Source organism: Amycolatopsis stemonae (assembly GCF_054781455.1).
Map to the genome: position 1 here is coordinate 34,622 of NZ_BAAGUJ010000006.1, position 16,797 is coordinate 51,418.

The 16,797-nt window shown below is 72.0% G+C and carries 12 protein-coding genes; 9 read left to right on the forward strand and 3 right to left on the reverse strand.

The window, feature by feature from the left end; all coding sequences use genetic code 11:
• Positions 1-2: 2 nt before the first annotated feature.
• Positions 3-485, reverse strand: a complete 483-nt coding sequence (locus tag ACYVLJ_RS22845; RefSeq protein WP_257926529.1) for a cation:proton antiporter regulatory subunit — start codon at positions 483-485, stop codon at positions 3-5.
• A gap of 37 nt (positions 486-522) precedes the next feature.
• On the reverse strand, positions 523-891 hold the full coding sequence (locus tag ACYVLJ_RS22850) for a DUF4267 domain-containing protein (RefSeq protein WP_460440212.1): 369 nt from the start codon (positions 889-891) through the stop codon (positions 523-525).
• Between the two features lie 113 nt (positions 892-1,004).
• On the opposite strand from ACYVLJ_RS22850, the gene ACYVLJ_RS22855 reads away from it, so the two are divergent.
• The 6 genes from ACYVLJ_RS22855 (at position 1,005) to ACYVLJ_RS22880 (ending at position 10,179) form a co-directional block, all read left to right on the forward strand.
• On the forward strand, positions 1,005-1,550 hold the full coding sequence (locus tag ACYVLJ_RS22855) for a TetR/AcrR family transcriptional regulator (protein WP_451987038.1): 546 nt from the start codon (positions 1,005-1,007) through the stop codon (positions 1,548-1,550).
• Between the two features lie 89 nt (positions 1,551-1,639).
• Entirely contained in the window at positions 1,640-2,344 is a 705-nt protein-coding gene (gene cmk / locus ACYVLJ_RS22860) for a (d)CMP kinase (protein WP_460440594.1), read from the forward strand.
• Positions 2,341-3,000, forward strand: a complete 660-nt coding sequence (locus ACYVLJ_RS22865; protein WP_460440213.1) for a lysophospholipid acyltransferase family protein — start codon at positions 2,341-2,343, stop codon at positions 2,998-3,000. Before cmk ends, ACYVLJ_RS22865 begins: the two co-directional genes overlap by 4 nt.
• Positions 3,001-3,016: 16 nt before the next feature.
• On the forward strand, positions 3,017-4,477 hold the full coding sequence (der, locus tag ACYVLJ_RS22870; RefSeq protein ID WP_451986974.1) for a ribosome biogenesis GTPase Der: 1,461 nt from the start codon (positions 3,017-3,019) through the stop codon (positions 4,475-4,477).
• A gap of 254 nt (positions 4,478-4,731) precedes the next feature.
• Positions 4,732-8,670 (forward strand): non-ribosomal peptide synthetase, encoded by a 3,939-nt coding sequence (locus tag ACYVLJ_RS22875; RefSeq protein WP_460440214.1) that lies wholly within the window; start codon positions 4,732-4,734, stop codon positions 8,668-8,670.
• A gap of 90 nt (positions 8,671-8,760) precedes the next feature.
• The gene (locus ACYVLJ_RS22880; protein WP_460440215.1) at positions 8,761-10,179 is read left to right on the forward strand and encodes a M1 family metallopeptidase; all 1,419 of its coding nucleotides are present in this window, start codon (positions 8,761-8,763) and stop codon (positions 10,177-10,179) included.
• A gap of 21 nt (positions 10,180-10,200) precedes the next feature.
• On the opposite strand, the gene ACYVLJ_RS22885 is transcribed toward ACYVLJ_RS22880, so the two are convergent.
• Positions 10,201-11,049, reverse strand: a complete 849-nt coding sequence (locus ACYVLJ_RS22885) for a hypothetical protein (protein WP_451986969.1) — start codon at positions 11,047-11,049, stop codon at positions 10,201-10,203.
• 169 nt (positions 11,050-11,218) lie between these two features.
• On the opposite strand from ACYVLJ_RS22885, the gene ACYVLJ_RS22890 reads away from it, so the two are divergent.
• The 3 genes from ACYVLJ_RS22890 (at position 11,219) to ACYVLJ_RS22900 (ending at position 16,795) form a co-directional block, all read left to right on the forward strand.
• On the forward strand, positions 11,219-13,510 hold the full coding sequence (locus tag ACYVLJ_RS22890) for a glycosyl hydrolase family 95 catalytic domain-containing protein (protein WP_460440216.1): 2,292 nt from the start codon (positions 11,219-11,221) through the stop codon (positions 13,508-13,510).
• Between the two features lie 26 nt (positions 13,511-13,536).
• A complete protein-coding gene (locus ACYVLJ_RS22895; RefSeq protein WP_460440217.1) occupies positions 13,537-15,813 on the forward strand; it encodes a glycosyl hydrolase family 95 catalytic domain-containing protein in 2,277 nt (758 codons plus the stop codon).
• A gap of 88 nt (positions 15,814-15,901) precedes the next feature.
• Complete coding sequence (locus ACYVLJ_RS22900) at positions 15,902-16,795, forward strand: peptidylprolyl isomerase (protein ID WP_460440218.1); 894 nt, start codon at positions 15,902-15,904, stop codon at positions 16,793-16,795.
• The last annotated feature ends 2 nt before the right edge of the window (positions 16,796-16,797 follow it).

The window sequence follows — 16,797 nt, forward strand, 5'->3', positions numbered from 1 at the left end:
GATCAGCCGTACTTCAGGATCTTGGCGGCGGCCTCGAGGCCTTCGCTCGTGCCGACCGCGACCAGCAGGTCGCCTCCGGTGAGGGCGAAGTCCGGCGTCGGCGAAGGGTGCACCTGCCCGGCTCGCGCGACCGCGACGACCGAGACGCCGGTGCGGGTGCGCATCGCCGTGTCCCCGAGCGTGCGGCCGTCGAACGGGCCGGCCGGTTTGATCGGCAGCTGCTTGGTGCTGATCCCCGGCAGGTCCTGGTGCTCCTCGGTGAGCTGCGCGACCAGCTGCGGCGCGCCGAGCAGGTTGGCCAGCGTGCCCGCCTCGTCCGCGGTCAGCGGGATCGAGGCGGCGCAGGCGTCCGGGTCGTCCGACTTGGACACGATGAGCTCGGTGTGGCCGTCCCGCTGCGACACGACGCCGATGCGGCGGCCGGTACGGGTGCTGAAGTCCTTGCGGACCCCGATGCCGGGAAGAGGGGTTACTTCGACGTTCACCCAACCACCGTAACCCACGTGTCCGATTCGCGGGGTTTCAGCCGAGCAGCAGGAGCAGGGCCGCGACGACCATCACGACGGCGGTCAGGCCGTGGACGCCGAAGGCGGTGGCCTTCTTCCCCTGGTGGCGCAGGACGATCAGCATGTCGAAGACGGGCCAGAGGGCCGCGGTGAGGATGACCCAGCCCAGCGCGTGCGGGTCGCCGTAGACCATCAGGGCCAGCGGGATGAGCCCGGCTCCGACGTCGCGGCCGCCCTTGACGTTGAGGAAGCTCTCGGCGTTTTCGGGGACCTCGGTGAAGCCGAAGCCCGCGGCGATCTTCGCCGGTGCGAAGAGGTAGTTGAGGCCGACGTAGATGATGCCGAGCGAGACGAGCGCGACGAGGACGTAGCCGGTGACGATCATGGTGTTCCCTCCAGTTTTTCTAGCATCGCTAGGATTGCTAGCAACGCTAACTTAGCGGCGCTAGTTTGTCTAGCAGTGCTAGCATCTTCGGCATGACCCAGCGACAACGGCGTGTGCGCGACCGGACCGAACGCGGGGAACGGATCGTCGCCGCGGCCCGCGAACTCGCCGAAGCGGAGGGCTGGGACGCCGTCACGACGAGACGGCTGGCGGCTTTGATCGAGTACAGCCAGCCCGTGCTGTACAGCCACTTCCCGGGCGGCAAGGACGCGATCATGTCCGCGGCCGCCCTGGAGGGCTTCGCCGAGCTGGCGAAAGTGCTGGCCGAGGCGCGCGAAGGCGGTCTCGGCGGGGTGACGCGGGCGTACGTGGCGTTCGCCGAAGCCAAGCCCGCTCTGTACGACGCGATGTTCACGCTGGCTTCGGAGCTGCCGTTCGCCCAGGACGACACACCGGACGTGATGAAGGCGTGTTTCGCCGGGCTGCTCGCGGTGATCGAGCCGGTCGCGGACGAGCGGGAGGCGGGCGCGCTGACCGAGGTGTTCTGGAGCACCCTGCACGGCCTGGTCACGCTCGACCGCGGGCACCGGCTGTCGCCCGAGCACCGTGACGAGCGCCTCGCGCTGGTGGTCGCCCGCTTCGGCACGCGGGGCGACTGATCCGCTCCGGGGCCCGACCGGCAGAATGGAGGCAGCCCAGCCAGGTCGAGAACGCGAGGAGAGTGCCGGTGACGGGAGCCCTACGAGGTGTGGTCGCGCTGGACGGCCCGTCGGGGACCGGGAAGACCACCGTCGCCCGCAAGCTCGCCCAGCGGCTCGGGGCCGGCTACCTCGACACCGGCGCCATGTACCGGATGGTCACCCTCGCCGTGCTGCGCGCGGACGTGGACCCGGCCGACGCGGCCGCCGTCGCGGAGGTCGCCGACCGCGCCGACTTCAGCATCGGCACCAGCCCCGACCGGCCCGAGATCCGCCTCGGCGGGGACGACGTCGCCGCCGACATCCGCGGCCCCGAGGTCACCAAGGCCGTCTCGCCGGTCTCGGCCGTCCCGCACGTGCGGGAGCTGCTGGTCGCGCGGCAGCGGCGGATCATCGACGACGTCGTGGGGCACCGCGGCGGGATCGTCGTCGAGGGCCGCGACATCGGGACGGTCGTCTCGCCGGACTCGCCGCTCAAGGTCTTCCTGACCGCGTCGGCCGACGTCCGCGCGTCGCGCCGCAGCACCCAGGACACCGCCGCCGGCCGGAAGTCGTCGGTCGCCGACGCGCTGGCCAGCGTCGAGCGCCGCGACCACCTCGACTCGACCCGCGCGGCCTCCCCGCTGCGCGCGGCCGATGACGCGGTGCACGTCGACACCTCGGAACTGTCGATCGACCAGGTGATCGTCGCCCTCAGCGAACTGGCCAGCCACCGCGGCCTGCTGGCGGGGTGCAACGCCGAGGTCGCCCGATGAAAGCTGACGGGTTGCCGGAAGGCTCCGTCGGCTGGCTCCACGACGCCGGGCGGGTCTTCGCCCGGTATCATCTGCGCTCGGCCTTCCGCATCCGGGTGCACGGCCGCGAGCGCATGCCCGCCGCCGGGCCGGTGCTGGTGATCGCCAACCACAGCTCCATGATCGAACCGCAGCTGATCTTCGGAATGCTGCCGCGGCGTTCGGCGTTCCTGGTCAAGGCCGAGATGTTCGGCGGGATCGTCGGCAAGTTCATGCTGGCGATCGGGCAGATCCCGCTCAAGCGCGGCGAGATCGACCGCAAGCCGCTGATGACCGCGGTCGGCGTGCTCAAAGGCGGTGGTGTCGTCGGGATCTTCCCCGAAGGCACGCGCGGCGCGGGCGACGTCGGCGCGGCCGAACGCGGCGCGGCCTGGCTGGTCCGGGCCTCCGGCGCGACCGTGCTCCCGGTCGCGACGCGGGGCACGCGCAAGCCGGCCGACGGCAAGCGGCGCTGGCGCCCGCGCGTGGACATCCTCGTGGGGGAGCCGTTCGCGCCGAAGGTCGGCCCCGGGAAGACCGGGCTCGACCAGGGCACCGAAGAGCTCCGCGGTGAGCTCGCGGCGCTCGTGAAGACTTTGGACGATTGGCGTGCCGAAAACGGATTCGTTACGCCATAAGGGAAATTGGGTTCAGATGGAAGAGTTCGACAGCATCGGCGAAGTCGACGGCACTTGGTCCGAAGAGACCGAGTTCGCCGCGCTCGACGCGCAGATCGAGGCGGCTGAGCTGGCCGAGGAGGCTGCGCTCGCGCAGCCGGTGCTCGCCGTCGTCGGCCGCCCGAACGTGGGCAAGTCGACGCTGGTCAACCGCATCCTCGGCCGCCGCGAAGCCGTCGTGCAGGACGTGCCGGGCGTGACCCGCGACCGCGTGGCCTACGACGCCTACTGGGGTGGCCGCAAGTTCACCCTGGTCGACACGGGTGGCTGGGAGCCGGACGCGACCGGCCTGCAGGCCTCCGTCGCCGCCCAGGCCGAGCTGGCCATGCAGACCGCGGACGCCGTCCTCCTGGTGATCGACGCCACGGTCGGCGCGACCGCCACCGACGAAGCCGTCTCCAAGGTGCTGCGCCGCTCGAAGAAGCCGGTGCTGCTCGCGGCGAACAAGGTCGACGACGACCGGCTGCTCGCGGACACCGCGTCGCTGTGGTCGCTGGGCCTCGGCGAGCCGCACCCGGTCAGCGCGCTGCACGGCCGCAGCTCCGGCGACCTGCTCGACGCCATCCTCAAGGCCCTGCCCGAGTCGCCGCGCGAAGGCGGCGCCGTGACGTCGGGGCCGCGGCGCGTCGCGCTGGTCGGCAAGCCGAACGTCGGCAAGTCGAGCCTGCTCAACAAGCTCTCGGGCGAGGAGCGCTCGGTCGTCGACTCGGTCGCGGGCACCACCGTCGACCCGGTCGACTCGCTGGTCGAGCTGGACGGCGACACCTGGCGGTTCGTCGACACCGCGGGCCTGCGCAAGCGCGTGAACTTCGCCGCCGGCGCCGAGTACTACGCGTCGCTGCGCACCAAGACCGCGATCGACGCGGCCGAGGTCGCGATCGTGCTGCTGGACGCGGCCGAGCCGCTGTCGGAGCAGGACCTGCGGGTGCTGACCATGGTCGTCGAGGCCGGGCGCGCGTGCGTGCTGGCGTTCAACAAGTGGGACCTGGTCGACGAGGACCGGCGGCACGCGATGGTCCGCGAGCTGGAGCGCGGCCTGGTCCGGGTGCCGTGGGCGGAGAAGGTCAACATCTCCGCGCTGACCGGCCGGTCCGTGCGCAAGCTCGCCCCGGCGTTGCGGACGGCGCTCGCGTCGTGGGACCAGCGGGTGCCGACCGGCCAGCTCAACGCGTGGCTGTCGGACCTCATCGCGGCCACCCCGCCGCCGGTCCGCGGCGGCAAGCAGCCGAAGGTGCTGTTTGCGACGCAGGCGGGCATTCGGCCGCCGACGTTGGTGCTGTTCACCACCGGATTCCTCGAAGCGGGCTATCGCCGGTTCATCGAACGCAAGTTCCGTGAGCGGTTCGGCTTCGCGGGCAGCCCCGTTCGGGTGAATGTGCGCGTCCGGGAAAAGAAGGCGAAGCCGAAGATCGGCGGAAAAGCCGCCAAAACGCGGTGAATTCCTGACGCGCTGACCGGCGTGACCCAAAAATTGCGACCTGGATCACGCTGGTCAGGGCGTTCTCGGTGAGGTCCGACACTCCGTCGTGACCCTGGAGATATCTTACGTTCATCTTCGGTTAGAGTGGACGGTCGTTGCGGGCGCCTCATTCAGGAGTGCAAGCCCGATGAGGCTCGCGGAAGGTGAGTGATGGGCTTGCGCGCCCATAGTTCGTCCCTGCACGTCTTCGTTCCGGTCGAGGTGGCTGCCTGATGACCGTCACGATCGAACCCGCCGAATCGGCCCCCGAGGTCGACGCGGAAATCACGATGCCGCTGGCCTGCGTCGCCGAAGTGACGCACGCGCCGTCGACCACCCCGGTCGCCGACCGGGCCCTGTTCTGGTCCGGCCTGGGCGCCGGCGAGCGCACCCTGCTCGACATCGTCGCCGCCACCGCCGAGCGGCACCCCAACGCCGCCGCGATCGACGACGGCACCACCACCCTGACCTACCGCCGGCTCCTCGAGGAGATCGACGCCTACGGCCGCCGCCTGCGCGGCTACGGCGTCGGCCTCGGCGACCGCGTCGGCATCCGGATCTCCTCCGGCACCGCCGAGCTGTACGTCGCGATCCTCGCGACCCTGTCCGTCGGCGCCGCGTACGTGCCGGTCGACGCGGACGACCCGGACGAGCGCGCCGAGCTGGTCTTCGAAGAGGCGCAGGTCGCCGCCGTCGCCACCGACGGCAAGATCGAAGTCCACTCCACGCCGGGCGGCCGTGACGGCGTTCCCGGGCCGGCCGACGACGCCTGGATCATCTTCACCTCCGGCTCGACCGGCAAGCCCAAGGGCGTCGCGGTCACGCACGCTTCGGCGGCGGCCTTCGTCGACGCCGAGGCCGAGCTGTTCCTCACCGAGGAGCCGATCGGCCCCGGCGACCGCGTCCTGGCCGGGCTGAGCGTCGCGTTCGACGCCTCCTGCGAAGAGATGTGGCTGGCCTGGCGCCACGGCGCCTGCCTGGTCCCGGCGCCGCGCGCGCTGGTCCGCACCGGCGTCGACCTCGGCCCGTGGCTGGTCGCGCAGCGGATCACCGTCGTCTCGACCGTACCGACGCTGGCCGCGCTGTGGCCCGCCGACGCGCTCGAAGACGTCCGCCTGCTCATCTTCGGCGGCGAAGCGTGCCCGCCGGAGCTGGCCGAGCGCGTCGCCGTCGAAGGCCGCGAAGTCTGGAACACCTACGGCCCCACCGAGGCCACCGTCGTCGCCTGCGCCGCGCAGCTGACCGGCGAAGGCCCCGTTCGCATCGGCCTGCCGCTGGCCGGCTGGCAGCTCGCCGTCGTCAACGACGAAGGCGAGCCGGTCGCCATGGGCGAAACCGGCGAGCTCGTCATCGGCGGCGCGGGCCTGGCCCGCTACCTCGACGCCGAGAAGGACGCCGAGAAGTTCGCGGCGCTGCCGTCGCTGGGCTGGCAGCGCGCCTACCGCTCGGGCGACATGGTCCGCGCCGAAGCGGAGGGCCTGCTGTTCCTGGGCCGCCTCGACGAGCAGGTCAAGCTCGGCGGCCGCCGCATCGAGCTCGGCGAGGTCGACGCCGCCCTGCAGGCCCTGCCGGGCGTGCAGGGCGCGGCGGCCGCGATCCGCCGCACCAAGGCGGGCAACCAGGTCCTCGTCGGGTACGTCGTCCCCGGTGACGAGGCCTTCAACCACGACGACGCCGCGAACCGGCTGCGCGAGCACCTGCCCGCCGCGCTGGTGCCGCTGCTCGCCGTCGTCGACGACCTGCCGACGCGCACGTCCGGCAAGGTCGACCGCGCCGCGCTGCCGTGGCCGCTGTCCACTGTGGACGCCGCCGGGCTGTCGCCGACCGAGACGTGGCTCGCCGAAGGCTGGGCCGAGATCCTCGGCGTGTCGGTCGACGACCCGAAGGCCGACTTCTTCACCCACGGTGGTGGCAGCCTGACGGCCGCGCAGGTGGTCGCCCGGATCCGTACCCGGCACCCGCAGGTGTCGGTCGCCGACGTCTACGCCCACCCGAAGCTGGGCGCGCTGGCCGCGATGCTGGACGCGCTGAGCGGCGCCGCCACCGAGCGCCGCGACATCGCGCCGACCCCGCGTCGCGCCGGCGTGATCCAGACTCTGCTCACGATCCCGCTGATGGGGGTCGTCGGCCTGCGCTGGGCGACGCTCGCCGCGGCCCTGTCGAACATCCTGGCGCTGCTCGGGTTCGCCTGGGCGCCGACGCTGAACTGGGCGTGGATCGGCCTGGCCTGGGTCGTGCTGTTCAGCCCGGCCGGCCGGATCGCGATCGCCGCGGGTGGCGCCCGCGTGCTGCTCTCGGGCGTCCGCCCGGGCACCTACCCGCGTGGCGGGAGTGTCCACTTGCGACTGTGGGCGGCCGAGAAGCTCGCCGAGTTCTCCGGCGCGGACAGCGTCGCCGGCGCGTCCTGGATGACGACGTACGCGAAGGCCCTCGGCGCGCGGATCGGCAAGGACGTCGACCTGCACTCGCCGCCGCCGGTCACCGGCTTCCTCAAGCTGGGCCGCGGCGCCGCGATCGAGCCCGAGGTCGACCTGTCCGGCCACTGGGTCGACGGCGACGTCGTGCACATCGGCAAGGTCCGCATCGGCGCGGAGGCCCGCATCGGCGCGCGCAGCACGCTGTTCCCCGGTGTCCGGATCGGCAAGGGCGCGGAGATCGCGGCCGGTTCGACCGTCCGCGGCGCCGTCCCGGCCGGGCAGCGCTGGGCCGGTTCGCCGGCCGCGCGCGTCGCCAAGGACGAGCGTGACGCGCTGAAGTGGCCGTCGAGCCGCCCGCCGCGGTCGCACTTCTGGGCCGCCGTCTACGGCGCGACGTCGATGCTCCTCGGGTTCCTGCCCGGCATCGCCGCGCTGGCGGGCGTCGCCGTGCTCGGCTACGCGATCTCCGGCGCGCCGACGCTGCTCGACGCGTTCACCCGGGCGATGATCTTCGTCCCGGCCGCGACCGCTGCCTACTTCCTCGCCTACATGCTGCTCGTGCTGGCCGGGGTCCGGGCGCTGAGCCTCGGCATGGTCGAGGGCTACCACCCGGTGCACGGCCGCGTCGCGTGGCAGGTCTGGGCCACCGAGCGCCTGATGAGCATGGCCCGCGAAGGCCTGTTCCCGCTCTACGCCAGCCTGTTCACGCCGGTGTGGCTGCGGCTGCTCGGCGCGAAGGTCGGCCGCAACGTCGAGGCGTCGACCGTCCTGGCGCTGCCGAAGATGACCAAGGTCGACAGCGGCGCGTTCCTCGCCGACGACACCATGGTCGCCACCTACGAACTCGGCCACGGCTGGCTGCACGTCGCCCCGGCCCGGATCGGCAAGCAGGCCTTCCTCGGCAACTCGGGGATGACCGCGCCCGGCCGGTCGGTGCCGAAGCGGGGGCTCGTGGGTGTGTTGTCCTCGACGCCGCTGAAGGCGAAGAAGGGCTCGTCGTACCTCGGCATGCCGCCGCTGCCGGTCCGCCGCGCGATCGGCGAGGCCGACACGAGCCGCACCTACACCCCGGCGCTGCACCTCAAGGCGGCGCGGGCGCTGGTCGAGCTGTGCCGGATCATCCCGGTCATGTGCGCGGTCGCGCTGACCGTCTCGGTCGCCTTCGGGCTGCTGTGGGCAGCCACGGCGTTCGGCTTCGGCGTCGCGCTGCTGCTGGCCGGGCCCGCCCTGCTGGCCGCCGGCGTCGTCGCGGCGCTGACCGCGACGGTGATGAAGTGGCTGCTGGTCGGCAAGTTCGGCGAGGTCGACCACCCGCTGTGGAGCTCTTTCGTCTGGCGCAACGAGCTGGCCGACACCTTCGTCGAGGCCCTCGCGGTGCCGTGGCTGATCGGTTCGGTCGGCGGCACGCCGCTGCTGACCGCCTGGCTGCGCACGATGGGCGTCAAGATCGGCCGCGGCGTCTGGCTGGAGACGTACTGGCTGCCCGAGGCCGACCTGGTTTCCCTGGGCGACGGCGCGACGATCAACCGCGGCTGCGTCGTGCAGACGCACCTGTTCCACGACCGGATCATGAGCATGTCGCGGGTGCACCTCGGCGAGGGCGCCACCCTCGGCCCGCACGGCATCGTGCTGCCGGGCGCCGGGATCGGTGCCCGCACCACCGTCGGCCCGGGCTCGCTCGTGACCCGTGGCGACGAGGTGCCGGCCGACACCCGCTGGCTCGGGAACCCGATCTCGGCGTGGCCGGGTAAGTAGAAGGTCACGAAGTACCCGCCTGGCTCGCCGGACTCACCCGTCCGTGCGAGCCTGGTTTGGTACGTCGGTACGAGGAAAGGTTCGCGACGGGTGATTTCGAAGGCTCCTGCTCCGGCACCCGGTGCGGATACTTCCGGTGACCCCTACCTGCCCGCCCACGGCAACGGCGGCTACCGGGTCAAGCACTACGACTTGACGCTCGACTACAAGGTCGGGCCGAACCGGCTGGCGGCCTCCGCGGTGATCACGGCGGAGGCGACGCAGGCCCTTTCCCGCGCCAGCCTGGACTTCGCGGACTTCCGGATCAACCGCGTGCTCGTCGACGGCAAGCCCGCGAAGTACCTCAAGCGCGGCGCGAAGCTCCACGTCAAGCCGGCGAAGTCGATCCCGTCGGGCGGCGAGTTCACGATCGAGGTGCACTACGTCGGCAACCCGAGCCCGGTCGGGAGCCGCTGGGGCGACGTCGGCTGGGACGAGCTGACCGACGGCGCGCTCGTGGCGAGCCAGCCGGTCGGCGCGCCGTCGTGGTTCCCGTGCAACGACCACCCGGCGGACAAGGCGACCTACCGGGTGACGCTGACGACGGCGTCGCCCTACTTCGTCGCGGTCACCGGCGACCTGGTGGAGAGCTCGACGTCGGCCAGCACGACGAAGTGGGTCTTCGAGCGTCCCGAGCCGACGGCGACCTACCTGATGAGCGTCCAGATCGGCCGCTACGACGAGATCGAGCTGACCGGCCGCGGCTGGTTCCCGCACACGGGGATGAGCCTGCGCCGGCTGAGCCTCGGCTTCGGCCGGGGGAGCGGGCGGATCGAGTCGGTCGTCGAGACGGTGCCGCAGCGCGCCGCGGTGCCACCGCGGCTGCGGCGCCTGTTCGAGCGCGACTTCGGGCGGCAGGGCCGCATGATGGAGATGCTGCAGCGGCTGTTCGGGCCGTACCCGTTCGAGGAGTACGTCATCGTCGTCACCGACGACGACCTCGACGACCCGATCGAGGCCCAGGGCATGGCGATCTTCGGCGCCAACCACGTCGACGGCCGCCGCACGTACGAGCGGCTCGTGGTGCACGAGCTGGCCCACCAGTGGTTCGGCAACAGCCTGACGGTGGCCGACTGGCGCCACATCTGGCTCAACGAAGGCTTCGCGACGTACGCGGAGTGGTTGTGGTCGGAGGAGTCCGGCGGCCAGTCCGCCGCGGCGCTGGCCCGGTCGTGGCACACCCGGATCAAGGCCAAGCCGGCCGACGTCCGGATCGCCGACCCGGGTGTGGCCCGGATGTTCGACGAGCGCGTCTACAAGCGCGGGGCGTTGACGCTGCACGCGCTGCGGGCGGAGATCGGCGACCCGGCCTTCTTCGCGCTGCTGAAGGCGTGGACCGGCGACCACCGCCACGGCCTGGTGACGACGGACGCGTTCGTCGCCATGGCGGAGGCGTACGCGGCGCGCTCGTTGAACGGCTTCTTCGAGCGCTGGCTGTGGACCCCGGCGCTGCCCCCACTGCCCGCTTAGGGGTCTGCCGCGGCCGGATGCTCAGGTCTGGCAGCGGAAGGTCGAGGCGCAGGTGCCGCAGCGGGCCGTGGCCGTGCGGTTCAGGGGGAGCCGGGTGCCGTGGCCGCAGGCCGGGCACGCGAAGGTGACTCTGTCTCCGGAGAAGCGGTAGCCGGCCGTCGAGCGGCCGGCGCGCCTGTCCTGTTCGTACTGCCGCCGGGGCGCGCCCGCGAGGGGTGGCCGGGCGTAGTCCTCGAGTGCCCGCTGGTGCCCGAGCCGGTAGGCGCCGTCCGCGACGCCGGTGAACGGGCGGACCGGCTCGCCGAACGCCAGCCCCCGCTTCGCCAGCACGTACCCCATCTCCGGCGGCGACAGGTATCCGACGCGGGACGTCGTCCGGCGGCGCGTGGCGAGCCCCTGCCGGACGTCGACGCGGTAGGCCGCCAGCATCGGCCGTCCGATGCCGAGGTAGAGCGTGGCCGTGTCGACGAAGACCTCCGCCTGGGAGAGGCGGTGGCGGTGCAGGAAGACGTGCATCACCTCGTGCGCGAGCACGGCCGGGATGTCGCGCGGGTCGTCCTGGTAGTGCGGGCTGAGGGTCACGAAGTACTCGGGGCCCGGGCCCAGCTCGACCTCGCCGACGTGCCCGCCGAGCGGGCTGAACGCGACGATCACCCGCGCGTCGCCGATGCCGAGGTGCCGGGTCATCGCCGCGGCCGCCTGCTGCGCTTCGAGGAGCGGGTCGCGGCCTGGCGGGGGCGGCAGCTCGAGCGTGCCGAACGTCTTCACGGACAGCCGCGCGTACAGCTCGCGGATCGCGCCGCGGACGTCGTCGATCCGGTCGAACGTCCCCGGTGGCGCCACCGGCCGGGGCCGCCGGAGCAAGGCCATACCCGGTAGACGACCGAGCCACGCGGCTAGTTCCTCCGCGCCGATACATCGGATGTATCTGCCGCTTTACGGGTGAACAACCCTGGCGTTTCGGGAGTCTGTCTGCAAACATGGCCGGACGCCGCCGCTGGACCTCGTGAAACGTAGTATGAATTCGAAGGGACGCTTCATGGACGCAGTGTCGCGGCGTACCGTGCTCCGCGGTGCCTCGGTCGTGGCCGGAGCGGCGGCGTTCGGGGGACTCTGGGCCCGCGCGGCCCCGCCGGCGCTGGCCGACGGGAACCCGCACCGCGACGTCGCCGCGGACGCCCGGATGCGCTGGAAGCGCCTGCCGAAGAACTGGCAGGAGGGCCCGTTCCTGGCCAACGGCTACCTCGGTGCGCAGGTCTACGCCGGGAAGGCACCGCAGGTGCTCAAGGTGATGCTGAGCCACACCCAGGTGCAGGACCAGCGGATCCAGTGGGAGGCCGGCATCGGGCTGTCCCGGCTGCCGATCGGCTACCTCACGCTCACCCTGGCCGGCGCGATCACGGCCGTCGACTGGACGCTCGACCTGTACAACGCCGAGCTGGGCGGCACGATCACCACGACCCAGGGCTCGGTCGCGTTCTCCGCGGTGATCCACAACGACCTGGGCGTGCTGCTCGTCTCGCTGACGCCCAGCGTGGGCGAGGCCGGGGCGGCGTGGGCGTTCCAGCCGCTGGAGTCGGCGACCACCCGGACCGTCCGCAAGCCACCCGAGTACGTCGCGAACCCCGCGCCCGAGACCGGCGACGGGTACTGCGCGCAGCCGATGCTCGCCGGTGGCGGGTACACGACGGCGTGGCGCGAACGCGCGATCGGTGCGCGACGGCTGTTCGCCGCCACCGTCGCGTACAGCTTCCCGGGCACGACCCACACCGCCGATGCCCTCGCAGCGGTCCGGAAAGCGCTTGCGACGAACCCGGACGTGCTGCTCGCCGGGCACCGCCGCTGGTGGAACGACTACCACCGGCGCAGTTTCGTTTCGGTGCCGGACAAGCGGGTCCAGCGCTTCTACTGGATCCAGCTGTACAAGATCGCCGCCGCCACCCGCGCCGGCGGCCCGGTCGTGTCGGAGTGGGGGCCGTGGTTCCCCGAGGTCGGCAACAGCTGGACCGCGGTGTGGTGGAACCTCAACGTCCAGGTGACCTACCCGATCGTCAACAGCAGCAACCACCCCGAACTCGACGCCGTCACCGAGACCTTCCGGCGCGATCACGCCAACCTCGAGACGTCCGTGCCGCCCGCCTACCGCGACGGCGACACCTACGCGCTCTCGCACCCGGGGGACTGGCGGCTGCGGCCCGGCGGCACGCGCTCGGTCGGTGTCCCCGGGACGACGTCCAAGACCGACCAGACCGGGAACCTGCTGTGGGGCCTGCACAACGTCTGGCTCGCTTATCGCCACCACCTGGACCGGCGCGTCCTGCGCGACGTCCTGTACCCGACGCTGGCGAAGGCGCTGAACTTCTACCGCCACTTCCTCTTCGCCGGTCCCGACGGAGCCCTGCACCTGCCGCTGACCCGCTCGCCGGAGTACGCCGACGCCGCCGACTGCACCTACGACCTGTCGCTGATCCGCTGGGCGGCGCGCACGCTCGTCGACACCGCGCGGATCCTGCGGCTCGACGAGCCGCGCGTCCCGGTGTGGCAGGAGATCAGCGCGAAACTGGTGCCGTACCACGAAGATCCCGCGAACGGTGTCCTGATCGGCGACGGCGTCCCGCTGGCCGCCTCGCACCGGCACTTCTCGCACCTGCTGTGGCTGTACCCGTTGCGTGAGAAGGTCTGGGACCGGACCGGCGACCGTGACGTCATGACGCGGACGTTCAAGCACTGGATCGCCGACCAGACGGCCTGGCACGGCTACAGCTACGCGGCCGCGTCGTCGATGTCGTCGGTGATGGACGCACCTGAGGAAGCCCTGCGCTACCTGAAGTTCTTCCTCGACCGGAACGTCGTCGCCGACACCGAGCTGACCGCGAACACGATGTACCGCGAAGGCTCGAACTTCGCGATCGAAAGCCCGATCACCGCCGCCCAGTCCGTTGTGGACATGCTGATGCAGGGGTCCGGGGGTGTGCTCAAGGTCTTCCCGTCGGTGTCGGCGACCTGGCGCGACGCCTCGATTTCCGGGCTGCGTGCGGAAGGCGCGTTCCTGGTGGACGCGTCCCGCCGGGACGGGAAGACGGAGTTCGTCCGCGTGCGCAGCGAAGCCGGCGAACCCCTGGTCCTGCAGCACGGCGTCACCGGCGACGTCGACGTCCGCGACGAGCACGGCCGGCGGCTGCCGTGGCGTCCGGCCGGGCCCGGGCGGATCGCGATCGGGCTGCGGCGCGGCGGCACCGCCGTCGTCACGCCCCACGGCGCGCGGCCGGACTTCGCACCCCGGGACGTCCCCGCGCTCGGCCCGGCGCCGGCGTGGGGGCTGCCGGACTGACACCCGCTTTCGACAAGGAGGTCGGAATGGACATCTCTCGCAGGACCGTGCTCGGCGGCGCGGTCGCCGGGATCGCCGCCGGCGCGGCCGGGCTCACCCCGGCGTTCGCCGACGTGCCCGGCAGCGACGACTTCGGCTGGGCCGGGTTCCTCGGCACCGCGGACCTGTACTGGCGGCGCCTGCCGAAGACGTGGTACGAGGGCCCGTTCCTGGGCAACGGGTTCCTCGGCTCCGGCATCTACGCCGAACCGGGGCAGAACGCGATCCGCTTCAACGTCCAGCACAGCCAGGTCCAGGACCACCGCCCGGAGTTCGGGTCGCTGTTCGGGCTGGCCCGGCTGCCGATCGGGTACTTCACGCTCGAGCCCGTCGGCGCCATCACCGCGATCGACTGGCGGATGGACCTGTGGAACGCCGAGCTGACCGGCACGGTCACGACGGCGGTGGGCAGTCTGAGCCTGCGTGCCATTGTCCACACCGGACAGTCGCTGCTCGCCGTCGAAATCCGGCCGAGCGACGGTGAACGCGGGTTCAAGTGGGTGTTCCACCCGGCCGTCGCGGTCAGCCCGCGGGCCGACCCGGTGTGGGGCAAGCCGCCGCCCGCCGGCTACACGGCCAACCCGCCGGTCCAGCTGTCCGGCAGCGGGGACGCGCGGCTGGCCGTGCAGCCGCTGCTGGCCGGCGGCGAGCACGTGACGGCCTGGCGGGAAGTCACCCGCGGCGGCGCGCGGACGCTGTACACCTCGGTGGCGTGGTCGCACCCGGCGAAGACGTCGGTGGCGCGGGCCCTCTCGACCGTGCGTGCCGCGGTGCCGTTCGCCGCGCTGACGCAGGACCACCGGCGCTGGTGGCACGACTACTACCGGGCGAGCTTCCTGTCCATTCCGGACACCCGCCTGCAGAGCTTCTACTGGATCCAGCTGTACAAGGTCGCGTCGGCCGCGCGGCGGGAAGCGCCGGTGATGGCGACGTCCGGGCCGTGGCTGGAGAACACGCCGTGGCCGGCGACGTGGTGGAACCTCAACGTCCAGCTCGAGTACTGGCTGATCCACGGCTCGAACCACCTGGAACTCGACGCCGTCAGCTACGCGCTGGACAAGTACCGCGATCGGCTGAGCAGCCAGGTGGCGTCGCCGTACCAGGCCGACTCCGCGGGCATCCCGCGCACGACGGACATGACGCTGCTCAACGGCGTCTCGAACGCCACCAGCGGGTTCCCGGTCGGCGTCCCCGGGCAGGACCCGCCCACACCCGAGGTCGGCAACCTCACGTGGGCACTGCACAACGTCTGGCTGTCCTACCGGCACACGCTGGACCGGCGGCTGCTGGACGGCACCCTGTTCCCCTTGCTGCGCAGGGCGATCAACTACTACCTGCACTTCCTCGCCCCGGGCCCGGACGGGAAGCTGCACCTGCCGCCGACGTTCTCACCCGAATACGGCGTCGACGCGCCCGACTGCAACTACGACCTGTCGCTCATCCGCTGGGGTTGTAAGACACTGCTGCAGACCGCACCAGGCGACCCGCTGGCGCCGAAGTGGCGCAACGTCCTCGCGACGCTCGTCGACTACCCGGCCGACGTCAACGGCTACATGATCGGCGCCGGCGTGCCGTTCGCGAAGTCGCACCGGCACTACTCGCACCTGCTGCAGATCTACCCGCTCTACGACGTCACCTGGGAGCAGCCGGAGCACCGGCAGATCATCGAGACGTCGCTGAACCACTGGGTCGGCTTCGAGGGCGCGCTGCAGGGCTACACGTTCACCGGGGCGGCGTCGATCTCGGCGCAGATGCTGCGCGGCGACCAGGCCGCGTTCTACCTGGGCGAACTGCAGCGGCGCTACATCCAGCCGAACACGATGTACAAGGAGTCCGGGCCGGTCATCGAGACACCGCTGTCGGCGGCGAAGTCCCTGCAGGACATGCTGGTCCAGAGCTGGGGCGGGGTGGTCCGGCTGTTCCCGGCGGTGCCCGCCGCGTGGGGCGACATCGCGCTGCGGGACTTCCGCACCGAAGGCGCGTTCCTGCTCAGCGCGTCGCGGGCGGGCGGGAAGACGCGCTGGCTGAAGGTGCGCAGCGAGGCCGGCGCGCCGTGCGTGCTGCGGCCGGGCATCGACGGTGACCTCGCGGTGACGGACGCGCGGGGCCGTGCCCGCCAGTGGCGTCGGCTCGCGAACGGCGACGTCCAAGTCGAACTCGGGCGCGGTGAGGACGCGTTCGTGTACCGGAAGGGCGATCGGCCGGACTTCGCGGTGCGGCCGGTCGAACCGGGCGGGGCGAGCGCGCCGTGGGGGTTGCCGTGACACGCTGAGCCGCGGTGTCTCCTTTCCGGATTCCCGCCCGGGGAGGAGACCTTCGCGGCACAATGGGCGACTGACGAGGGGAGCGGGAATGAGCGCGCCGGGGGACCGACCGTACCCGCAGTGGCAGCCGCCCGTGCCGCCCGTGCCGCCGAAGAAGACGTCGCCCGCCGCCGTCGTGCTGATCGTCGGGTCGGTCGTGGTCGTGGTCCTGATGGCGCTCGCCTTCCTGGCCTGGGGCTATCCCGGGTTCCTGCGCGAGCCGGCCGGCCGGAGCGCCGTCGGGACCTGGCCGCCCGGAGCGGGGTCGGCGACGCTCGCGACCACCACCCCGAGTGCGCCGGTCGCGCTGCCGGGTGGGGAGCGGGCCGGGATGCCGAAGCGGTCCAGGCCACTGGCCGACCCGGTGACCTGCGCGTTCACCCCGGACCCGACGTCGCCGGCGCCGAAGAAGGTCGCCCTGCCGCCCGACGGCCCGGCGCCGTCGTCCGGCACGGTCCCGGCGCGGCTCGCGACGAGCGCGGGCCCCATCGGCCTGACGCTCGACCGCGCACTGGCGCCGTGCACGGTGGTCAACTTCCTGAGCCTGGTCAAGCAGGGCTTCTACGACGGCACGGCGTGCCACCGGCTGTCCGTGGCGTCCGGGCTGCAGATGCTCCAGTGCGGCGACCCGGTCGGCGACGGCACCGGCGGCCCCGGCTACACGATCCGCGACGAGGTGTTCCCCGAGCTGACGTACGGCCGCGGCGTCCTGGCGATGGCGAAGACGTCCCAGCCCGACTCGGGCGGCTCCCAGTTCTTCCTGGTCTTCGGCCCGACGGAGATCCCACCGGAGTACACGGTCTTCGGCAGCATCGACGACCCGGGCTTGGCGGTGCTGGACAAGGTCGCCTCGGGCGGCGTCGACACATCGAAGTCCACGATCGGCGACGGCAGCGGCCCCCCGAAGACCCCAGTGACCATCACAGCCGCCTCAACCCCGTGACC